This window comes from Lacrimispora indolis DSM 755 (assembly GCF_000526995.1).
Lineage (GTDB): Bacteria > Bacillota > Clostridia > Lachnospirales > Lachnospiraceae > Lacrimispora > Lacrimispora indolis.
In genome coordinates, this window is record NZ_AZUI01000001.1 from 630,607 (window position 1) to 646,434 (window position 15,828).

Consider the following 15,828-nt stretch of genomic DNA (forward strand, 5'->3'; position numbering starts at 1 on the left):
CTTGTCCGCCTTCATTAAGTAAATTATTTTAGGATGCTGACGGTAATGCCGTCACCGATAGGAACAATGGAGGTGGTAAGCTGCTTTGAATGCTTTAATTCATACAGGTATTCCCGCATCCGTCCGTGAATGGTCCTGTTCCGGCGTTCCACCACATAGCGGGATTCTATGATATCTCCATCCTGAAGGACATTATCAGAAATCAGCATTCCGCCGGATCTCATAAGCTCCAGGAGCCTGGGCAGCCACAGGAGATATTGTCCCTTGGCCGCATCCAAAAAGACAAGATCAAAGGGGCCGGACAGCCCCTTTAATATCTCCTGCGCATCTCCTTCAAGAAGGGTGATCCGCTGGGTCTCCCCGGCCGCTTTAAAGTTTTCCCTGGCCTGGGGGATCCTCTTTTCATATTTTTCTATGGTAGTGATATGGCAGTCAGGCGGCATGGTCTCAGCCATTAAAAGAGTGGAATAACCCACCGCTGTTCCCACCTCTAAAATGGACTTTGGCCTCATGGCCGCCGTCATGGTCTGAAGGAAGGCAGCGGTCTCTTCCCTGATAATTGGGACACCTTCCTGTCTCGCCTTTTTTCCGATTTTTGAAAGGAGCGGGCTTCTGTCTGTTTCCAGAGACTTGATATAATCCGTTATCCTGTCATTTACAATCATTTTTTCTCTTCCTTTTCCCCTGTATTCTCATTCATCATCTGAAGGATCTCCTTGGAGGTCATGGAAGTGTTGAAGGTATATTCTCCCGGATTTACCTTATAATCAAAAAACTCCGCCTGTATGATAAAGGAATATTCATTGGCAATCAGACCATTGTCCTTTAGAAGCTTTGCTGCCTGAGCCACAGAGGTTTCCTTACTTACGGTTATTTCCTTGTTCCGCCCCGGCTCCGCTTCCATGGCAGAAGCGTAGAATATTTCATGGCCGAACTCATATCCTCTGGTAACTCCCTCATAAAGCAGAAGGATCACCAGGGCGACGATAATAAGCCTGCTTGAAATCCCTATGACTGCTCCTGTTATTTTATTAATCTCTTTCGTTGCCCGGCTCATATCCTGCATTCCTTTCATTATTACCGCCCGCTTCACAGGGCATAAAGGTATACCCGAAGGGTGTTTCCTTCTTACTGTCCGTTTCACAGGACATAAAGGTATGCCCCCTGTTATACTTCCATGATGATCGGCAGAATCATAGGATTCCGCTTCATGCGCTTCCATAAGAAGTCGCTTAAGCTGTCCCGAATAACGTTTTTAATCTTTCCCCAGTCATTGACATGGCGGTCCAGACAATCAGAAACAGCATCGTTAACAATATTTCTGGCCTGCTCCATTAAATCCTCCGACTCACGCACATAAACAAATCCTCTGGACACAATGTCCGGCCCTGCCAAAAGCTGGTTGGAGTATTTCTCCAGGGTCAGAACCACCACAATGATTCCGTTCTGGGCCAGGTTCTGTCTGTCTCTTAAAACAATATTTCCCACATCTCCCACGCCAAGGCCGTCTACCAGGATTCCTCCCGCCTGCACGTGATCTACAATCTTCCAGGATTCCTGTCCTACCTCCACCACATCGCCGGAGGACATAACGACCACATTCTCCTTGGGAATTCCCATGGCCTGAACCAGATTTTTCTGAGCCATGATGTGACGGTATTCGCCATGGACCGGAATGGCATATTTGGGGCGGACCAGGGCATACATCAGCTTGATTTCCTCCTGGCAGGCATGTCCCGACACATGAGTATCATCGCTGATCACCTCTGCTCCCTTCATGGAAAGCTCGTTGATGACCTTGGAAACAGCCTTTTCATTTCCCGGAATGGGATGAGAACTTAAAATTATCACATCGGTTGGCTTGATGGAGATCTTCTTATGGGTGCTGCTTGCCATTCGGGAAAGGGCTGCCATGGATTCCCCCTGGCTTCCGGTGGTGATAAGTACCGTCTGCTCATCAGGATAATTTTTCAGCTGGTCAATATCAATAAGGGTCCCGTCCGGAATATTGATATAGCCAAGCTCGCTGGCCGTACCGATGACGTTGACCATGCTGCGGCCCTCTACCACTACCTTCCGTCCGTACTTGGCCGCGGAGTTGATGACCTGCTGCACCCGGTCCACGTTTGAGGCAAAGGTCGCCACAAGGATGCGGTTGTTCTTATGGTCTGCAAAAATGTTGTCAAAGGTTTTTCCCACGGTCTTTTCCGAAGGAGTGAATCCTGGCCTGATGGCATTGGTGCTGTCACACATCATGGCAAGAACTCCCTTTTTGCCCAGCTCTGCAAAACGCTCCAAATCAGCCGGTTCCCCGAATACGGGAGTATAGTCAATCTTAAAATCGCCTGTATGCAGGATCACGCCTGCCGGAGAGAAAATGGCAAGTGCGGAAGCATCGGCGATGCTGTGGTTTGTTTTAATAAATTCAATACGGAAACAGCCTAAGTTAACGGACTGTCCGTGCTTGATCACCTTTCTCTTGGTGTTTTTCAGTAAATTATGTTCTTTTAATTTGTTCTCGATCAGGGCAATGGTCAGCTTTGTTCCATATACCGGTACATTAATGTCCCTTAAGATATAGGGAAGGGCGCCGATATGGTCCTCATGTCCATGGGTGATGAGAAATCCCTTTACCTTATCAATGTTCTGTTTCAGATAAGAAACATCCGGTATTACCAGATCGATCCCAAGCATATCATCCGTAGGGAATGCCAGTCCGCAGTCCACAACGATGATGCTGTCTTCATATTCAAAAGCAGTGATATTCATACCAATCTGCTCCATTCCTCCTAAAGGAATGATTTTAACTTTCGCGTTGCTGTCTTGTTTTTTCAATATTTTACCTCCATCTTATGATTTTCCGTCCTGTTCTTCTTCCATTGCCTCCCGGCATTCCCTGCAATACCCGTGCAGCTTCACTTCATGATCAGTCACTAAAAAACCTGACCTGTCAAGAAGAGCCTGCTCCAGCGTATCCAGCAAATCGCCTTGAAAGGAAAATACGTTTCCGCATCGGTTGCAAATTGCGTGGTGGTGGTGATGTCTGGACTCACGATCCAAGCCCCCTAATTCATAGCGGGCAAATCCGTCGTCAAAACTGACCTTATCGATCACTGATAAATCCACCAGCACCTGCACGGTCCTGTAAATCGTAGCAAGCCCAATCTCCGGGTACTTCTGCCTGGCCAGATCATAGATCTCTTCCGCAGTCAGATGCTGCCCGGGGCGCTCTGCCATGAGTTCCAGCACCAGCATACGCTGGTTGGTCACCTTGAGTCCTTTCTCTCGAAGCATATTTTTAAAAACTTCCTGTTTCATGTGACAGTCCCTCAATTGCTCACCATCATGAAAGATGTTTTTCTTTCAAACTTCAATATCCACGTCTGCTCCGTCCAGCAGTTCGGAAAATATCTTAAATAAATAATCTATCTCGTTATCATCCTCTACAAACTCATACAAAGCCTGAGTCTCTTCCTGCTTTGACAAATCCTTTAAGATGTAACATTCTCCTTCATCTTCATCATCTGCCGCATCGGTTACCAGCAGATAATTCATTCCATTGATTCTGGTTTCTTCCAGAACGTAAAATTCCACGTCCTCCCCTGTATCTGTTGTCAGGGTAATTTTCATTTCTTCACTGTTCATTCCTGCCTCCTGTCGGTAAGCTGTCCAGATAGCCCTGCAGAATCAGTCCTGCTGCCACCTTATCAATGACCGCCTTGCGGTGTTCCCGCCTCACGCCGCTTTCCTGTAATATTCTCTCCGATGCAACAGTCGTAAGCCTCTCATCCCAAAGGATGACGGGAAGCCCTGTCCGCCTGATAAGCATCTCTTTAAACTGTTCCGTTTTCTCAGCCCGGTCGCCTGCTGAGTTATTCATATTTTTAGGATACCCAAGGACAATGGTTTCAATCTCATATTCCCGGATCAGTTCCTCAATCCTGGCACAGGTCTTTCTCAGTTTATTCTCTTCTTCTCTCGTAATTGTCTCCACTCCCTGGGCTGTTATACCAAGTGAGTCGGAAACTGCAACTCCTACAGTTTTAGAACCGTAATCAAGCCCCATAATCCTCATATTTTGTCTCCTAACGAATCCGGCAGGCTGCCAGGGTTTCGCGTATTCTGTCATAATTTGTGCAGCAAAATAAAGCTGGTCCAAAGCCAACCGTATAAAAACAAACTGCCAGACTCCGCCTTCTTTCACTTCATCTGACAGCTAGACTTAAGATTATCCACAAACTTACTTCAACTTCGTATTAATATATACCCTCATAAGCTCTTCTAAAATCTCATCCCGCTCCACTTTCATGATAAGACTTCTGGCGTTCTTATGGCTGGTAATATAAGTAGGATCCCCTGACATAATATAACCCACGATCTGGTTAATAGGATTATAGCCCTTTTCAGTGAGGGCAATATAAACCTGTTCCAATACCTGGCTTACATTCAGTTTGTTTTCCTGTACTGCCTTGAAAAATTGCGTATTATGAATATCGCCCATGTTTCTCACGTCCTTTAACTGTTCTACTATATTCTAAACCAAAATTATGGATTCGGCAAGACAAAAATAAATTTTGTCTGTCAGCGCTGTAAAAATGCCACTTCATCATTCATCATTTCCACAAGAATTCCTTCTATCACCGCACCCTTTAAGCCTTCTTCAAATGGAACCGCCGCCTTTACATATTCTCTCGTATGACCGATCATGTAACGGGCCTCATTCCACCAGTATTCCTCTTCCATAAGCACCTCTGTCCTGCATCCCAGCCACGATTTCCGGTACTCAAGGGACATTTCCTTTTCCAGGCAAAGGAGTTCATTGCTGCGTTCCGCCTTGATGGATTCCGGTATCTGTTCCGGCATCACCGCTGCTCTGGTGCCGTTTCTTTTAGAATATTTAAAAACATGCATCTCATAGAACCGGACTTTTTCTAAGTATTCCCTGGTGGCCTTAAATTCCTCTGGCCTTTCCCCGGGAAATCCTACGATCACATCAGTGGTGATGGCAGGATTTTTAAAGACCTTCCGCAAAATATTACAGCAGTTTAAATACTCCTTCGTGGTGTAGCGGCGGTTCATCCTCTTTAAAGTATCATCGCACCCGCTTTGAAGGGACAAATGGAAGTGGGGGCATATTTTATGAAGTCCTGCAAGCTCCCCGCCGAACTCTTCGGTCACAATCCTTGGTTCTAAGGAACCAAGGCGGATCCGTTTTAAGCCTTCCACTTCATGAATGCTTTTCACCAGATCCAAAAGGGTAAGCCGCTCCTCCTCCGGAAAATCCATTCCATAAGAGCTTAAATGGATCCCCGTGAGCACGATCTCCTGATAACCGGAGGAAGTCAGACGTTTTACCTCTTCCACCACTTCAGCCGGCTTCCGGCTCCTCACCCGCCCTCTGGTATAGGGAATGATGCAGTAGCTGCAAAACTGGTTGCAGCCATCCTGGACCTTGATAAAGGCCCTTGTGTGATCTGCAATCTTGCCAATGGACAGGTTCTCATACTCCCTGGTGTCACTGATATCAATAATTGTTTCCTCTTCAGGCCCTTTCCTGCTGGCAAAATAATCCTCCAAAACGGAAACCAGCTCGGTCTTTTTGTTGTTGCCGATGACCAGATCCACCGCCTCATCCTTTTTAAGCTCTTCCCCGGCTGCCTGAACGTAGCACCCGGCCGCAACCACCACTGCCTCAGGATTCATTTTCTTTGCTCTGTGAAGCATCTGCCTGGATTTGCGGTCTGCAATATTCGTAACGGAGCAGGTATTGATGATATAAACATCCGCACCTTCTGCAAAGGGAACAATTTCATATCCGGCGTTTTCAAGAAGCTGCTGCATGGCCTCTGTCTCATAGGAATTGACCTTGCATCCAAGATTATGCAGGGCTGCCTTTTTCATTTTATTTTCTCCTATCTAAATAATCAGATTATTTTCAGTATTTTCATGTAAAATTACCATTGACTTTTATACAATATATCAGTAGTATTGAAGTGAAAAAGGGGCGGTTCCCTGATAAAATAAAAACAGCTCACTTAAGGAGGTTTTTCACATGAAAACAGTTCGCATATCTTTAAATTCCATCGACAAAGTAAAATCTTTCGTAAATGATTTAACAAAATTTGATACTGATTTTGATCTGGTTTCCGGCAGATACGTAATCGACGCAAAGTCTATTATGGGCATTTTCAGCCTGGATCTTTCCAAACCCATTGATTTAAATATTCACTCCGAAAACAACGCCGATGAAATCTTAAATATTTTATCTCCATATATTGTAGATTAAGCATAATTAATGTCTTTCGGGGCCCGGCCTTTTCCAAAAGGAGCCGGACCCCGATTTTATTTTTCTTTTAACACCAGACCTTTTCCACAGTGCTTATGGCTGTCTCAACCATTTCCCCGATCTTTTCCTCTAATTTTTCCTCTGACCGCTCAATCATCTTTAAATTGGGCTTTGTCACCGGATGCTTTGCCACAAAAATGGTACAGCAATCCTCAAAAGGAAGCACGGATGTCTCATAAGTACCGATCTTTTCCGATACATCCACAATCTCCTGCTTGTCAAAGCCAATGACAGGGCGGAATACAGGCATGGTGGTTGCTGCGTCCGTTGCTGCCAGGGACTGCATGGTCTGGGAAGCCACCTGTCCGATGCTCTCTCCGGTTATAAGGGCCATTGCCCCGCAATCCCCTGCCAGCCGTTCTGCGATCCGCATCATATAGCGCCTCATGATGATGGTAAGCTCCTCATGAGGGCATTGATCGTAAATATAAAGCTGAATATCCGTGAAATTCACAATATGCAGATGGACCGGCCCGGAATACTTAGAAACCAGCTTAGCCAGATCGATCACCTTCTGCTTTGCCCGTTCGCTGGTATAAGGAGGCGCATGGAAATAAACGGCATCGATTTTCACTCCCCGTTTTGCGATCATATAACCTGCCACCGGGCTGTCGATACCTCCGGATAAAAGAAGCATGGCCTTTCCGTTGGTACCTACCGGCATTCCGCCGGGACCTGGAATGGAATGGGAGTAAATGTTGATCTTATTCCGTACTTCCACATGAAGCATCATATCCGGCTTATGGACATCCACCTTTGTCTCCGGAAAAGCGTTAAGGATCAGTTCCCCCAGTTCCCGGTTGATCTGTTCCGAATTTACCGGATACTTTTTATTTCCCCTGCGGGCATTGACCTTAAAGGTAAAATTCTTATCCTCGTAGAATTCATCCACATAGGACAGCACCTGTTTTTTTAAATCCTCATAACCATCGTCCTCCACCTGCACCATGGGGCAGATGGCGGCAATGCCGAAAATGCATTTTAAAGCCTCCACGACCTCATCAAAGTCATATTCCGACTCAGCGGTCACATAAATACGTCCTGACTCCTTGGAAACCACAAAATCGCCTTCCACTCTTTTTAATGAGTGGCGGATCTGGGCTACCAGGGCATCCTCAAACAGATAACGGTTTTTTCCTTTTACTCCGATCTCCGCATATTTGATTAAAAATGATTGATATTGCATCTGTTATCCTTTCCTCTTTCCTTCCCATGACTTTTGGGCATAAAGGTATACCCGGAGGGTATTACTATTTTCCTGCAGACTCCCTCAGCCTCTCTGATACCGCCTTAAAACAGGCAAAAGCTCCTTTAGCGCATCCATGCAGTAATCCACTTCCTCTTTTGTGTTATAAGCCCCAAAGCTGAACCGCAGCGTGGAATCTAAAAGTTCCGTTTTCACGCCGATCCCCTTTAAAGTTCCGCTGACAGCCGGATGATTTGAAGAACAGGCAGAACCTGAGGAAACATAAATATCCCGTTCCTCAAGGGCATGCAAAAGCACCTCGCTCCTGATGCCGGAAAAGCTGGCACTGACAATCTGAGGCGCTGATAAATCGCCGGGAAGGCTGTTTACCGTAACGCCATGGATCTCCGAAAGCCTGCTGATCATGTAATCCTTAAGGGCAATCAAAGCCTGAATTTTCTCTCCATGATCCGTATACATGATTTTAGCCGCCGCTGCCATGCCTGCGATCCCCGGAACATTTTCCGTACCGGAACGCATGCCTCTCTGCTGGCCGCCTCCATAAATCAAGGGCCTTATTTTCACTTTCTGGTCAATGTATAAAAAGCCCACCCCTTTTGGTCCGTGTATCTTATGGGCGCTGACGGATAAAAGGTCAATCCCCTGGCGCTTTGGCCTGATAACAAACTTTCCGTAAGCCTGAATGGCATCTACATGAAACAGGATGGACGGATTCTTCTTTTTAATGATCTTTGAAATAGCTTCGATAGGCTCCACAGCGCCGATCTCATTATTCACATACATGATGGAAACCAGAATGGTCTCCGGGCGGATAGCCGCTTCCAGTTCTTCCAGACGGATATGGCCATGGGCATCCACAGGCAGATACGTCACGGAAAAACCCTGTTCTTCTAAATATGCCAGAGGATTGTATACAGAGGCGTGTTCAATGCCGGTGCTGATGATGTGGTTTCCTGCCCTTTTATTGGCCATTGCCCCCTCAATTAAGGCCATGTTGTTGGACTCGGAACCTCCGGAGGTAAAGACGATCTCCTTTGCCGCTACCTTTAAAGTCCCGGCTATGATCTCCGCCGCTTCCTTAATATACTTTTCCGCTTCCATTCCCTTTTTATGCTTGGCAGAAGGATTTCCATAGTCCTCTGTCATAATTTTTACAACAATATCTTTTACAGGCTCCAACACCTTGGTCGTCGCCGAATTATCAAAGTAAGCTTCCATATATGGCTCTTTCCTTTCTGCTTTCCTGTCCATGCTTTTTGGACATAAAGGTATGCCCGAAGGGTGCTTCCTCTTCCCTGTCCATGCTTTTTGGACATAAAGGTATGCCTGAAAGGCGTTCCTCTTACTGCCCGTATTTCCGGCAGTGCCGCCCCGCTTCAGTGCCCCCCGCATGATCGGGTGTACCGGGTGCCAAGGGATACCGCAGGGTATTTCCTGCGCCTGTCAGTCCTCCAGCTGGAAAGCCAGCACGGATAAAATGGCAAGGCCGGCGGTTTCCGTTCTCAAGATCCGTTTGCCCAGGGTGATCTGCTTTGCTCCAAAACGCTCTGCAAGCTCCATTTCAGAATCCTCAAATCCACCTTCCGGTCCGATAAATATCCCTGCGCTCATTGCCGGCTTGATTCCGGACAGAATCTCTTTGGTTTTAGCCATATCCTTTGCATGTTCAAAGGGAATGACAGTCATGTCCAGCTCTTCTGCAAAGGCCAGCGCCTCCTGAAAGGTCATGATCCCGGCCACCTCCGGTATGATAAGCCGCTTGGACTGCTTGGCAGCGCTTTCTGAAACCGCCCTCCAGCGGCGGAGCTTTGATTCTTCCTTCTTTTTATCCAGACGCACCACGGTACGCTTTGTTTCCACAGGAATGATCCGGTATACTCCAAGCTCCACGGCCTTCTGGATGATCAGCTCCATCTTGTCCCCCTTTGGCAGTCCCTGAAACAGATAAAGCCTGGCAGGAAGCTCCACGCCGCCTTCTTCTACAGACAGGATCTTAGCCGTAACTTCTGAAGAAGCCACTTCCACGACCTCACATAAGTAATCCTTATCCACACCATTGCTGATTAGTATCTGTTCCCCAGCTCCCATTCGCAGGACATTTTTCATATGGTTCACATCCGGTCCCAGAATCCGTATCGCCGACTCTCCGATCTGGTCCGGATTTACAAAAAAGTGATACATCCGCTTTCCTCTTCCCTGTCCATGCCTTTTGGACATAAAGATATGCCTGCAAGGCGTTCCTCTTCCTATTTTTTTCTGACAGTTATGGAAACCCATTCGCCCTGATAGGTGGTTTCCACAAGCTCAAAGGCTTCATTTTCCTCAAATGCCTTCTTCACAGCTTCCTCTTTCATATTGATGATGCCGGAAGTGATGAAAACAGCGTTTTTCTTCATATGAACGGAGATTTCCTTCTGAAGCAGGATGATGATGTCCGCCAGAATATTGGCTACAACCAGATCATACTTTTCAAAGCCGGCTTTCTCCTGTACGTCCCTGTCATCAATGATATTTCCCTGCAATACTTTAAATTTCTCCCCGGGGATATCATTGGCTTCCATATTCTCCTTAACAGCAGCAATGGCATTTTCGTCAAGGTCCGTTCCAAATGCTTCTTTTACCCCCAGCTTTAAGGCGGTGATTCCAAGGATGCCGCTTCCGGTGCCCACGTCAAGGAGAGTGGTCTCCGGTGTCACGTATTTTTGCAGCTGCCGGATACAAAGCTGGGTCGTCTCATGCTGTCCTGTTCCAAAGGCAGTTCCAGGATCAATTTGGATCAAAAGCTTGTCCCTGTGTTCCTCCGGGATCTCCTCCCAGGTGGGTTTTATGAGAATATTGTCAACGGTAAACGGCTTAAAATACTGTTTCCAGTTATTGATCCAGTCCTTGTCCTCTGTCTCGCCGGACTCTATGGTACATTCTCCCAAGTCCGTGAACATGGAAAGCTGGGAAAGTCCTTCTTCCACCCGCTTTAACATACCATCTATGTCAGAATCCGGTTCTAAGTAAAAGCTGACCTTTGCAAGACCTTCATCTGGCGGCAGCTCCGGCAGGATGTCGATAAACATGCCTTTTGTCTCCGCTTCCGTAAGGGGAGTGTTATCCTCAATTTCAATTCCTTCTATTCCGATCTCATCAAACATGCTGCTGATCAAGTCCACGGCTTCCGTGGTAGTGGTCAGCGTAAACTTTTTCCATTTCATAGCAATTCCCTATCCTTTTATAATTTTCACAAACAGGCACAAAAGCACAACTAAAACCACCGGGCGCACGACCTTTAACCCATTTTTCACCACAAGGCCTGACCCGATGTAATGGCCTGCAATGCAGAAAAGACCTGACGCCAGTCCTAAGGGAATCAAAACCTTTCCGTTTATTAAAAAAGTTGCCAATGCCGCGACGTTGGATGATAAGTTGATCACCTTCGTGGTGCCTGATGCGCTCCTGACATCCATTTTCGCAAGTCCGGTCAGGATCAGCAGCAAAAAGGTCCCTGTTCCCGGCCCGTAAAATCCGTCATAACAGCCAATGATCAGGGCCGCACACATGCTGATCAAAAACATTTTTTTCTCAGGCAATTCCGTGTCTGCCTCATGCTCTCCCAGATTTTTGTTCTTGAGAACATAAAAAGCGACTATGGGAAGCACTGCCAGCATCATTCCCTTTAATACCCGCTCACTGGCAAGCATTGACAAATGCGCCCCAATGGCAGAACCAACCACGGCAAACAGGGCGGCAAACAGCGACAGCTTTGCTTTAATATAGCCGTCTTTGGCATATCTGGCCGTGGAGATAACGGTTCCCATGGTAGAACCCAGCTTATTGGTACCAATGGCAAAATGGGGCGGTATTCCTGCCGCTAAATATGCCGGAAGGGAGATAAGCCCTCCCCCTCCGGCTATGGAATCTACAAAACCCGCCAGAAAAACAAGAGGGCAGACGATCAAATACTGGTACATGTATTGTTTCCTTTCTTTGGTATGGTTTTCCCGAAAAAAGCAATGCTGAATTCAAAAAACAGAAAACCAGCCCCTCGGTCAGCCGCCAGGGCACCGAACGTTCTTATTATTAAACCACATGATATCATAACATACAATGAAATGTGTTGCAAGCGTATAACATGAACGAAATTTGAAGGGATATTTCATCTTTTTTAAAATAAATAATTTTTTTTGAAAAAGGATGCAATAAAAATTGATGCTGCTGCATTAACTAATTGAACGGATGAAAATACTTTTGTTTCGTTCCGAGAACAAGGGCAAAAAAAATATCAAGTAAACGAAATTCCTTGATGCATTACACCCCATCACACCCGCCTGAGTGATTGGACCGGAACAGGATCTATTTTCACAAATTACAAACCAAAAACATTTGTAATGAAAAACAGGAGGCGCGTCATATGGCTGAAGCATTTCAGCTGTCTGGCGCGTCCCCTGTTTTTTATGATAAAAAATTCATGTCCGTCTGATAATTATATGGAAGGACTGATTTAACGTCCATGTAAAGCTGAAAAGCCGATGTTAAGATATGTCAGCAGCTATAGCTGTCAGACATACCGGAGAGCGGCAGTCTGTTATTTCCTGTTCAGGTGTTATCATCCCCGGAAAGTGCCAGATAGGATGGATTGGCAATTCCCTGCTGCTCCAGCCTAAGCTTAAGCTTTCTCTGAGCCCCATTCAGCTCATACCTAAAAATTCCCGACTCATTCTCGTTTGCATAAGTGCCCACATAAACCGCGTAATCTCTCTCCATCATTTCTCCCTTACAGTATTCCAAATGTTGCAAAGGCTTCTGTTGCGCTCATTCCATCCTCAATGGCCTTTCTGACCGTTTTTTCTCCCCGTGCCTTCTCAAGAGCCTTTTTAATTACATATTCAATATGCTCTGCAGGAATCACCAAAACACCATCAATATCGCCAAAAATCAGGTCTCCGGGCATTACGGTGACTCCGTCCAGCTCAATCCTGCAGCGGTAATCCACTACCTGCGTCCGTACTGAGGAATCCTGAGCATAACAGCCTCTGGAAAATACAGGCCAGTTCTGATCCAGTACCTGGGGTGTATCCCTGTGCCAGCCGTTGACCACTGCTCCTGCTGCTCCCCGCTTTTTTGCGGTGGCTGTCAGCAGTTCTCCCCAATAGGCGCAGCGCATATCGCCTCCCGTTGCCAGGTAGATCTCATCCTCCTGCAAATCATCTAATGCCTCTGTCAGAAGTCCAAAAGGCTTTTTCTGCTCACCATATACGTCAATCATCAAAACTGTCATAGCATAGCCTGCCAGCTTCATGTCCTCCCTCAAAGGCCGGATTGCCTGAGGAAGGAACTGATGATACAGTCCTATCTGATCCAGTATATCACCTACAACCGGAGTGTAAAGCTCTTTTTTCATAATTGCCAGCAATTCATGTCTATCTAACGCCATTTTAAATCTCCTCCTTTTTCAATCCAAAAGCACAGTTCTGTTCTTTTCTCCTCATTTGCCTGCAGGCGGAAAGCACCTCCATTTTCAACCGCTTTTTCCAGGCCTGCAGACCAGCCACATCCACATATATGGAAAAAAACTGCTGTCCCAGCTCATTCCATAGCTTAAGCCTTTGTTTTCATTGTATACTCTGTACCACGCCTTTTCCGGGAAACCGGTCACATACAGCATATCTGCTGTTCCGGCTTTTTCTCCTGGAATCAGAGAAAGATCTGTTTCATCGTCTGTCACCAGCCATTCAAACTTTGTTCCCGGCTTTACGCGTTGGGTCTCAAAATCCATTTCATCCATGGTAAATCCTATGGTTCCATTTGTATGAATCTGACAGCTTTCATCCAGAAACGGCTTTCCCACCGTCGGATGATGCCCCCACATAAGTTCCATGGGCTCCTCCGCCAAGTTTGTGATTTTTTCCCTGATTGTTACAGCACTTTCCCCATTCTTTAGAGAAATTTCCTTCTCCAGCATTTTCAGTCCTTCAGACTCATTAATTCTGCTTTTATAAATCCAAGGGCATAGGCCATGCCCGCATGCCATGAATCACCGCACTGTATTTGAGGCGTATGATCCGGAACCAGTACGCCCGTGAAATTGTTTTTATATAGAATATCCAGAGTTCTTCTTATGTCAATATCTCCGTCATCTACGAATACTTCTGTATATTTTGGAACCTTTCCCCGTACATTCCTCACATGGGCATAGGCAATCTTTCCCTGGGAGGAGTACTGCTCCAGGGCATCATAAATATTTCCGTTTGTCATTTCCTGAATGCTGCCCATGCAGAAATCGATTCCGTTTGACGGGCTGGGAACCAGATCCAGCACCTTCTGGTACAGCTCCGGCTGATAAACAAGCCTTGGCGTATTTCTCAAAAACGGCATAGGCGGATCATCGGGATGAAGCGCCATCATTACCCCAGCTTCTTCAGCTACAGGAAGAATGTTTTCCAAAAACCATCTCATCCGTCTCCAAAGCTCCTCATATCCTATATCTTCAATATATCCTTCCTGTTCATTTCCAGAATAGGTCATATTCCATATTTCACCTTTGGGAATCCTGGCATCCAGTTCTAGAAGATCTGCGTCAAAGCAGGTACTTACCGCTCCACCTCTTGCGTCTGTGGTCTTCTGGTGTCCCCACACTCCCGCAAGGCTGAAATTATATCCGAAACAACGGATACCCGCTTTTCCTGCATTACGGATAATCCTCTTTAAGCTTTCCATCTGTTCTTCTTTTCCAGGGCCATCTAACAGTACATCGTACCAGTCTGCCGGATTGAAGTTTTCAATTCCGTAAATGTTAAGTCCCTTATCCTTTGCCTTCTGCTGAAGGGCCAGCATGCTTTCCAGGCTCCACACAGACTCCCCTGCTTTGGCTGTTCCGTAATTTTCCTTGTCGTTCGTTGCTTTGACAATATCCCCTTCGCCGTCGTAATAATTTGCAAGATGGATAATCAAATCCGTACAGCCGCACTGCCTTGCAAAGGTAAATTCTTCATCCTTTAGCATGTAACGGTATAAACCGACTCCCAGCTTCATTTCTGTCCTCCTAAACCGATTCTATCATTTATTTTCCTAGTATTAAATGAATTGTTGCCACTGTTTACAGAAGCTCATTTCTTTATACTGATACTATATCTTAATTCCGTTCAGATTTCTTCTTTACGTTTGATATTTTTTGTATTATATTGATATATATATGGAAATGATTTGGATTTTACTATAAACTTCCAGGAGGTTTACTATGCAAACTGATCCTAAAACCGTCAATACTCCATTGGTATTTCCAAGTGATTGTGAAGTTTACTATTCCATTCGTACACTTATTGACAAAAATGAATACCCTCAGATACATGATTTTTATGAAATAATACTAGTAACGGAAAATGTACTGGATATCTTGTTAAATAATGATCATTTAAGACTCTCCCGCGGAGATCTTCTTCTGATTCGCCCCGGGGATGTCCACACAAAAATACAAAACGGAGCCGCGACACATATCAACCTGGCTTTTCCCACCTATACATTGAAGGCACTGTTCTGCTACCTCTACAATTCTCCCAATCCTTTTCAGGAGCTTTCGGAAAGCTCTCACGTTCCCGTTGCACGCCTGACCACAATTGATACCGTTATGATCCAGAATCGCCTGGCCTTCCTCAACCAGTTTTCCACATCTGCTATGGAAGAAAAAAACACCCATCTTCGGGCGATTTTAATCGATATTCTGTATTCTTACCTTATGCCGGAGCTAATGCGGCAGAAACGGACAGATCAGTCTCCTGATCTGCCCGCCTGGTTTTCGTCTGCTTTAGATGGACTTTTAAATGCAGCAAACCTTGTAATGGGAATGGATTATCTGATCCAGCAGACAGAACGCTCCCCTGAGCACATCTGCCGAACTTTCCGTAAGTATCTGGGAATCTCACCCTCAGCCTATATCAACGCAAAACGGCTGAATTATGCCGCCAACCTGCTATCCCACACAGATATGGAAATCGCAGATGTTATTTACGAAAGCGGTTTTCAAAACATCAGCCATTTCTATCATTTATTTAAAAAAGAATATGGAATATCTCCACTAAAATATAAAAAATCATATTTGATTCAAAAACTTTAAAAATACTATCATTTATTCATAATAAAAGGCTGCTTTATATGCCTCCTTTCACGTCGGCATTGTCAAACCTTTGGTTTCCTCCGGCACAACTCCCTAAAGATAAACTGCCTCTGCATAAGGCAGAAATTCTTCACTGCAAAGTACCTTTAAAGCATTATTTATTGCCTGCATATGCCG

Annotated in this window: 19 protein-coding genes; 2 read left to right on the plus strand and 17 right to left on the minus strand. The window is 45.7% G+C overall.

The features are described 5' to 3' along the window. Positions 1-23 precede the first annotated feature (23 nt). The 8 genes from K401_RS0102990 to mtaB all read right to left on the minus strand — a co-directional run bounded on the left by K401_RS0102990 (position 24) and on the right by mtaB (position 5,901). Positions 24-665 carry an O-methyltransferase gene (locus tag K401_RS0102990; RefSeq protein ID WP_024291581.1) on the minus strand — a complete coding sequence of 214 codons (642 nt, stop codon included), beginning with the start codon at positions 663-665 and terminating at the stop codon, positions 24-26. Further along, positions 662-1,075 carry an MltG/YceG/YrrL family protein gene (locus K401_RS0102995; protein WP_242837894.1) on the minus strand — a complete coding sequence of 138 codons (414 nt, stop codon included), beginning with the start codon at positions 1,073-1,075 and terminating at the stop codon, positions 662-664. The genes K401_RS0102990 and K401_RS0102995 overlap by 4 nt, the downstream gene beginning before the upstream one ends. A gap of 92 nt (positions 1,076-1,167) precedes the next feature. After that, positions 1,168-2,835: a ribonuclease J gene (locus K401_RS0103005; protein WP_024291583.1), complete on the minus strand. Its 1,668-nt coding sequence runs from the start codon at positions 2,833-2,835 to the stop codon at positions 1,168-1,170. Positions 2,836-2,850: 15 nt separating this feature from the next. After that, positions 2,851-3,318: a Fur family transcriptional regulator gene (locus K401_RS0103010; RefSeq protein WP_024291584.1), complete on the minus strand. Its 468-nt coding sequence runs from the start codon at positions 3,316-3,318 to the stop codon at positions 2,851-2,853. 45 nt (positions 3,319-3,363) lie between these two features. Continuing rightward, entirely contained in the window at positions 3,364-3,645 is a 282-nt protein-coding gene (locus tag K401_RS0103015) for a DUF1292 domain-containing protein (RefSeq protein ID WP_024291585.1), read from the minus strand. Next, positions 3,635-4,075, minus strand: coding sequence for a Holliday junction resolvase RuvX (ruvX, locus tag K401_RS0103020; RefSeq protein WP_024291586.1), 441 nt, complete (start codon positions 4,073-4,075; stop codon positions 3,635-3,637). The genes K401_RS0103015 and ruvX overlap by 11 nt, the downstream gene beginning before the upstream one ends. 165 nt (positions 4,076-4,240) lie before the next feature. After that, positions 4,241-4,501, minus strand: a complete 261-nt coding sequence (locus tag K401_RS0103025) for an IreB family regulatory phosphoprotein (protein WP_024291587.1) — start codon at positions 4,499-4,501, stop codon at positions 4,241-4,243. An 80-nt stretch (positions 4,502-4,581) separates the two neighbouring features. Continuing rightward, positions 4,582-5,901 carry a tRNA (N(6)-L-threonylcarbamoyladenosine(37)-C(2))-methylthiotransferase MtaB gene (gene mtaB / locus K401_RS0103030; protein WP_024291588.1) on the minus strand — a complete coding sequence of 440 codons (1,320 nt, stop codon included), beginning with the start codon at positions 5,899-5,901 and terminating at the stop codon, positions 4,582-4,584. A 151-nt stretch (positions 5,902-6,052) separates the two neighbouring features. On the opposite strand from mtaB, the gene K401_RS0103035 reads away from it, so the two are divergent. Further along, the gene (locus tag K401_RS0103035; protein WP_024291589.1) at positions 6,053-6,286 is read left to right on the plus strand and encodes an HPr family phosphocarrier protein; all 234 of its coding nucleotides are present in this window, start codon (positions 6,053-6,055) and stop codon (positions 6,284-6,286) included. A gap of 67 nt (positions 6,287-6,353) precedes the next feature. Here the strand turns inward: K401_RS0103035 and thiI are convergent, their stop codons facing one another. The 9 genes from thiI to K401_RS0103080 all read right to left on the minus strand — a co-directional run bounded on the left by thiI (position 6,354) and on the right by K401_RS0103080 (position 14,573). Further along, positions 6,354-7,532 carry a tRNA uracil 4-sulfurtransferase ThiI gene (gene thiI / locus K401_RS0103040; protein WP_024291590.1) on the minus strand — a complete coding sequence of 393 codons (1,179 nt, stop codon included), beginning with the start codon at positions 7,530-7,532 and terminating at the stop codon, positions 6,354-6,356. Positions 7,533-7,616: 84 nt separating this feature from the next. Continuing rightward, a complete protein-coding gene (locus K401_RS0103045; RefSeq protein ID WP_024291591.1) occupies positions 7,617-8,771 on the minus strand; it encodes a cysteine desulfurase family protein in 1,155 nt (384 codons plus the stop codon). Between the two features lie 225 nt (positions 8,772-8,996). Beyond that, positions 8,997-9,734 carry a 16S rRNA (uracil(1498)-N(3))-methyltransferase gene (locus K401_RS0103050; protein WP_024291592.1) on the minus strand — a complete coding sequence of 246 codons (738 nt, stop codon included), beginning with the start codon at positions 9,732-9,734 and terminating at the stop codon, positions 8,997-8,999. 65 nt (positions 9,735-9,799) lie between these two features. Continuing rightward, a complete protein-coding gene (gene prmA, locus K401_RS0103055) occupies positions 9,800-10,756 on the minus strand; it encodes a 50S ribosomal protein L11 methyltransferase (protein WP_024291593.1) in 957 nt (318 codons plus the stop codon). Positions 10,757-10,765: 9 nt separating this feature from the next. Beyond that, entirely contained in the window at positions 10,766-11,512 is a 747-nt protein-coding gene (locus K401_RS0103060) for a sulfite exporter TauE/SafE family protein (protein ID WP_024291594.1), read from the minus strand. A 625-nt stretch (positions 11,513-12,137) separates the two neighbouring features. Next, a complete protein-coding gene (locus K401_RS32710) occupies positions 12,138-12,308 on the minus strand; it encodes a beta-propeller fold lactonase family protein (protein ID WP_156882319.1) in 171 nt (56 codons plus the stop codon). Positions 12,309-12,315: 7 nt separating this feature from the next. After that, positions 12,316-12,975, minus strand: coding sequence for an RraA family protein (locus K401_RS0103070; protein ID WP_024291595.1), 660 nt, complete (start codon positions 12,973-12,975; stop codon positions 12,316-12,318). A gap of 84 nt (positions 12,976-13,059) precedes the next feature. After that, positions 13,060-13,503 (minus strand): DUF4432 family protein, encoded by a 444-nt coding sequence (locus tag K401_RS30950; RefSeq protein ID WP_051153083.1) that lies wholly within the window; start codon positions 13,501-13,503, stop codon positions 13,060-13,062. Positions 13,504-13,505: 2 nt separating this feature from the next. After that, a complete protein-coding gene (locus K401_RS0103080; protein WP_024291596.1) occupies positions 13,506-14,573 on the minus strand; it encodes a mannonate dehydratase in 1,068 nt (355 codons plus the stop codon). 205 nt (positions 14,574-14,778) lie between these two features. Here K401_RS0103080 and K401_RS0103085 point away from each other — a divergent pair, with 205 nt between their 5' ends. Beyond that, on the plus strand, positions 14,779-15,651 hold the full coding sequence (locus K401_RS0103085; protein WP_024291597.1) for a helix-turn-helix domain-containing protein: 873 nt from the start codon (positions 14,779-14,781) through the stop codon (positions 15,649-15,651). Positions 15,652-15,828 lie beyond the last annotated feature (177 nt).

Coding starts and splice junctions, on each gene's coding strand:
- K401_RS30950 (WP_051153083.1), bottom strand. CDS start 13,503: ATGCTGGAGAAGGAAATTTCTCTAAAGAATGGGGAAAGTGCTGTAACA.
- mtaB (WP_024291588.1), bottom strand. CDS start 5,901: ATGAAAAAGGCAGCCCTGCATAATCTTGGATGCAAGGTCAATTCCTAT.
- thiI (WP_024291590.1), bottom strand. CDS start 7,532: ATGCAATATCAATCATTTTTAATCAAATATGCGGAGATCGGAGTAAAA.
- K401_RS0103045 (WP_024291591.1), bottom strand. CDS start 8,771: ATGGAAGCTTACTTTGATAATTCGGCGACGACCAAGGTGTTGGAGCCT.
- K401_RS0103080 (WP_024291596.1), bottom strand. CDS start 14,573: ATGAAGCTGGGAGTCGGTTTATACCGTTACATGCTAAAGGATGAAGAA.
- K401_RS0103025 (WP_024291587.1), bottom strand. CDS start 4,501: ATGGGCGATATTCATAATACGCAATTTTTCAAGGCAGTACAGGAAAAC.
- K401_RS0103015 (WP_024291585.1), bottom strand. CDS start 3,645: ATGAACAGTGAAGAAATGAAAATTACCCTGACAACAGATACAGGGGAG.
- K401_RS0102995 (WP_242837894.1), bottom strand. CDS start 1,075: ATGAAAGGAATGCAGGATATGAGCCGGGCAACGAAAGAGATTAATAAA.
- K401_RS0103085 (WP_024291597.1), top strand. CDS start 14,779: ATGCAAACTGATCCTAAAACCGTCAATACTCCATTGGTATTTCCAAGT.
- K401_RS0102990 (WP_024291581.1), bottom strand. CDS start 665: ATGATTGTAAATGACAGGATAACGGATTATATCAAGTCTCTGGAAACA.
- K401_RS0103035 (WP_024291589.1), top strand. CDS start 6,053: ATGAAAACAGTTCGCATATCTTTAAATTCCATCGACAAAGTAAAATCT.
- K401_RS32710 (WP_156882319.1), bottom strand. CDS start 12,308: ATGATGGAGAGAGATTACGCGGTTTATGTGGGCACTTATGCAAACGAG.
- K401_RS0103060 (WP_024291594.1), bottom strand. CDS start 11,512: ATGTACCAGTATTTGATCGTCTGCCCTCTTGTTTTTCTGGCGGGTTTT.
- ruvX (WP_024291586.1), bottom strand. CDS start 4,075: ATGAGGATTATGGGGCTTGATTACGGTTCTAAAACTGTAGGAGTTGCA.
- prmA (WP_024291593.1), bottom strand. CDS start 10,756: ATGAAATGGAAAAAGTTTACGCTGACCACTACCACGGAAGCCGTGGAC.
- K401_RS0103010 (WP_024291584.1), bottom strand. CDS start 3,318: ATGAAACAGGAAGTTTTTAAAAATATGCTTCGAGAGAAAGGACTCAAG.
- K401_RS0103050 (WP_024291592.1), bottom strand. CDS start 9,734: ATGTATCACTTTTTTGTAAATCCGGACCAGATCGGAGAGTCGGCGATA.
- K401_RS0103070 (WP_024291595.1), bottom strand. CDS start 12,975: ATGGCGTTAGATAGACATGAATTGCTGGCAATTATGAAAAAAGAGCTT.